This is a genomic window from Nostoc sp. UCD121, assembly GCF_014222285.1.
Taxonomy (GTDB): domain Bacteria; phylum Cyanobacteriota; class Cyanobacteriia; order Cyanobacteriales; family Nostocaceae; genus Nostoc.
In genome coordinates, this window is the sequence record NZ_JACKZS010000367.1 from 1 (window position 1) to 4229 (window position 4229).

The 4229-nt window shown below is 41.3% G+C and carries 5 protein-coding genes; 1 reads left to right on the top strand and 4 read right to left on the bottom strand.

All coding sequences use genetic code 11. The features are described 5' to 3' along the window. Positions 1-65: 65 nt before the first annotated feature. The 4 genes from thiD to GNF10_RS35605 all read right to left on the bottom strand — a co-directional run bounded on the left by thiD (position 66) and on the right by GNF10_RS35605 (position 3481). The gene (gene thiD / locus GNF10_RS35590) at positions 66-887 is read right to left on the bottom strand and encodes a bifunctional hydroxymethylpyrimidine kinase/phosphomethylpyrimidine kinase (protein ID WP_185581616.1); all 822 of its coding nucleotides are present in this window, start codon (positions 885-887) and stop codon (positions 66-68) included. Between the two features lie 141 nt (positions 888-1028). Then, positions 1029-2396 carry an FAD-binding oxidoreductase gene (locus GNF10_RS35595; protein WP_185581615.1) on the bottom strand — a complete coding sequence of 456 codons (1368 nt, stop codon included), beginning with the start codon at positions 2394-2396 and terminating at the stop codon, positions 1029-1031. A 245-nt stretch (positions 2397-2641) separates the two neighbouring features. Next, positions 2642-2977: a hypothetical protein gene (locus tag GNF10_RS35600; protein ID WP_185581614.1), complete on the bottom strand. Its 336-nt coding sequence runs from the start codon at positions 2975-2977 to the stop codon at positions 2642-2644. Between the two features lie 21 nt (positions 2978-2998). After that, positions 2999-3481: a tetratricopeptide repeat protein gene (locus GNF10_RS35605; protein ID WP_114084950.1), complete on the bottom strand. Its 483-nt coding sequence runs from the start codon at positions 3479-3481 to the stop codon at positions 2999-3001. A gap of 493 nt (positions 3482-3974) precedes the next feature. Between GNF10_RS35605 and GNF10_RS39155 the strand changes: the two genes are divergently transcribed. Then, positions 3975-4160, top strand: coding sequence for a hypothetical protein (locus GNF10_RS39155; RefSeq protein WP_369009420.1), 186 nt, complete (start codon positions 3975-3977; stop codon positions 4158-4160). Positions 4161-4229: the final 69 nt, after the last annotated feature.

The window sequence follows — 4229 nt, forward strand, 5'->3', positions numbered from 1 at the left end:
GGGGAAAACTCTTCTCCTCTGCTCTCTGCCCAAGTTCTCAGTCCTCTTGATAACTGACTATGAGGTTAATTTCGTAACAATGGGAAGAAGTGTCCTACAGGGCCTTGCCCTTTGCCAATATCTAAGGCGTAAGTGAGTGCAGTAGTTACATACTCCTTAGCCTGTTGCACTGACGACCACAAGTCATTTCCCTTAGCCAGATTAGCAGCGATCGCAGCTGATAGTGTACAACCAGTACCGTGAGTATTTTTTGTCTCTACTTGCTGGCAAGTCAAAACTTCCAACTTGTCCCCATCAAACCAGATATCAACGCCACGCAAATCTCCCTGCATACCGCCGCCCTTGACTAAAACAGCCTTCGTCCGTAAAGTCTTGTGAATAATTTCAGCAGCAGCTTGCATATCCTCCACGGAATTAATTTGTAACCCACTCAAAATCTGTGCCTCGTAGCGATTCGGCGTGATGATAACTGCCTTGGGAATCAGGGTATGGGATAGAGTCTTCACAGCATCATCATCAATCAATTGTGCCCCTGTACGTGACACCATTACTGGATCAACTACTAAATTCTCGATTTGTAAAGCTTCCACCTGCTGGGCAACAGCAAAAATAATTTCCTGATTGAGCAACATCCCGGTTTTGGCAGATTGTACGCCAATATCCTCAACTACTGCCTGAATTTGCGCCACAACAGCCTCTGTTGCCATAGCATCGACCCTTTTCACTCCTAGAGTGTTTTGTGCCGTGACGCAGGTTATAGCGCTAGTACCGTGGACACAGTGAAAAGCAAAGGTGCGTAAATCAGCTTGAATTCCTGCACCGCCACCACTATCTGAACCAGCAATGGTTAAAGCAACAGGTATTCTGGAGTTTATTTCAGTGTTCATTATAAAGAGAAAGTTTTGATACAGCAGAATTAAGGAGCCAGAAAGGGCTACGCGCCCCTAACAGAACTAAAACACGCTTTATTGACTTAGCTTGTATATAACACCCAACTTGAATTCTGCTGTATGTGTTTCTGTAGGTTGCTAATTTTGAATTGGTAATTGAATAACCTTGCTTTTACCAGGATTCATCAACCGATATGGGTCAACTATTTCTTTAAATTTTAACTGTTCAGGAGCAATAACTTTTCTGCCTCCATCTTCCATAATATACGTGTGGGGATTGGCAATACTTACACCTTGTTCTTCGTGATAGCGAATAATTTCATTGAGGCGTTCTTCTGTGGTGTAGCGAACAAGTTGCAAACCAGCAGTAACTACAGAACCGTTCAGGCGAAAAAATTCTAAATGCATCATCACTTCATCACCAAAGTGATGATAGAACTGCTCTACTACTTGCAAACTGCGTAGGCACAGCCCGCCGCAGGCATCGCTAGGGAACATACTTTGTAAATAGGTAATTGTAGTATCTACGCTCCGGGCGTGTAAGGTAGTGTGGTTCCAGCTAAATTCTATTAAATGTGTTCCTTTGGCTGCTTCCTCGGCTGATTTTTCATAAGTAATTTGGCCGCCGTATTGCTGCACCAAACCCGGTAAAAATTCTAAACTCGATTCAGCAATTATCAAAGATACTGCATGAGTCCCTTCAGGAATGTACTGTTGTAGGGCGTGAAAGTATTGAGGTATTGGGGATGCAAAGACAGAAATCAACTTTTTAATCATGCCATCAGCATTACCAAGAGCCTGACCAAATTTTGCTGCTGTCATAAAGTCGTCAAAAGTGACAATGACTTCTGCCCAAGGATAAGCTGGCCCCAATGGAATTTCTACTTCGGTAATGATGCCGTTAATTCCCCAAGCATGATTCACCTTGTGTATATCATCACCGCGTAATTCGATCACACCAGGTTCATCTTCTACAGTTACTACTCGCAGTGCTAAGATATTACCGCGATCGCTTAGTAACCCATATTGGATCGAGCCAGCACCCCCACTTCCCCCAGCAATAAATCCGCCAATTGTCGCTGTGCGGTAAGTTGAGGGTGCCATCCGAATTTCCCAGCCAATCTCTCTGGCTTTTTTATCCAAAGCCGCCAACTTCACCCCAGCTTCTACCCGCGCCACCCCCGGTTTTATCCAAGGAATCCCTTGCATCCGGGTCATATCTAAAATTACACCGCCATGTAAGGGTACGCATTGCCCATAATTTCCTGTTCCCGCACCCCTCACTGTCAGGGGTATACGGTGTTTCGCACAGGCGGTTGCAACTTTTAAAACCTCTGTTTCATTGGCGGGACGCACTACAATATCCCCGACTTTCCCCTCTAGTTTCGGTACAAGTACCGGGCTAAAGTTGTGATAATCCTGCGATAATTTTGCTACTTGTGCAGAATCAGTAATGGTTTCTATACCTTCTAGAGAATGAATCAGGGCATCCAATTTTATCGTCATAGTTGATATCCTTTTTTTTGACGCATAAGGACGCACGGGTTCGCAGAGAATTAACTCCTCTGTGTTTTTAAGTTTTAATTCTCATTTTTTACAGCACTTTCATGCCACTTATTTAATATAAATTGGTTTGCCTTTGAAGTAGGCAAGGATTTTAATTGCTGGGTTGGGATGTGTAATAAGACACCAAGGGTTTTTTGGGGAAATTGCTGCAACTGTAATTTTGGGAATACTTTGTGCTATGGCGTTCACGGCATCAATGCCATAAAGAAATCTACCGTACCCCCCATCAATAATTGAGTAGCACTGGAAAGCTGGGAGTTACTCATTTTGATATTGGCATCTAAACCGTAGTCTTTGTAGATACCAGTAGCTATCACCTGGTAAAATTCGCCGTGTTCTGCTTGTGCTATCCAGTTTTTACCTAACGTAACTTTATCCAACTGAGAATTGCTAATTGATGGTTGGTTGCTGTTAGTACAAGCAGCAATAACGCTGCTACCAATCCAGGTAGAAGCGTATTGAATAAAATTGCGGCGACTAAGGCGATGAATTGCTGTTGATGAGGGTGATGACAGATTCATAAAATAGTATGATGCTCTTTCCTATCTGCCGTTGTAGCTGAATCTAAATGTACATTCTAGAATCAACTTTTGATTCACTAGTGAATAGGGCTGAATTTCTAAAGCACGTTTAAAAGCTCGGATCGCTTCACCATATTCTCCTAGTGCTGCATAACACAACCCCATTCCGTGAAGTGCCCCAAAATGTATCGGATTTATTTGTACAACCATCTGACAATCTGCCAGAGATTTTTGATAATCACCAATACTGTAATAGAGGAAAGCACGACGATTCCAGGCTTCGGCAAAATCTGGCTGGTCTTTAATGAGTGCCGTTAGCGCTGTTTCAGCTTCAGCAATTTCACCCGCATCCAGTAACTTTTGACTACGGTCAATTATTTCCAGCCCATAGATTCCCTTTTGCTGAAACCAGATCCGCCAGATTTTTCTGGTTGCTTTGTCCCGGACTGTAGCATCGGGGTTTTTCAACTCTTCAAGTAAGGAATTGATAGATAAAGAATCCATGAATTTGAAATCAGTGAATATACCTTTGTATTAACTTTCTCACAAAATATATCTACTGAGCCATTTTTAAAGTCATCTTTAAATTCACGCTGATTAATCGCTATTTGTGAATTTCCTGTGTGCTTTATTGTATTCAGCAATATGACTAATATTACACTCGACATTCAGGGTCATAAAAATAAAAACTCGCTAGAGGTAGTTGACGCATTCCTAGTGACTAATAGCTGAGAAAACATCCCTAAAGAAATAATGACTATGCCTAATTTGGGATTTCCCAGAAAGTAGCAAGCACTTCTGGATTGCAGAATCACAATTGCGTCGTACTTTATTTGAACAAACTGGGAGTATGTTTATAGAGTTGTTGATGCGATCGCCTTTGAAGGTGTTTTGACCAGTGATCTGACTGCAATCTGTCATTCTAACAAGCTGTTGATGAAGTCTTTGTGTTTAGTTTAGATATATAAATATCTGCTTATTTGCTGCGCTATAAGGTATCAAACGATTTTGTAAACAATATTATGTTGTGATATTCTATACATATTCAATGGATGATAATTTGGTTAAACATAGCTATATTATTCCTGGTTTGGGAAATGCAGGCGATGCCTACACTTATTGGACACAAAATAAGCTGATTACCATCAATGCAGTAATTAATGGGTGTTTTATTAATCATTGATTAACAACTTTTACATTGCCCAAATTAGATAATTATTTTAAATAAATCCGTAATAAATATATTGCAAAA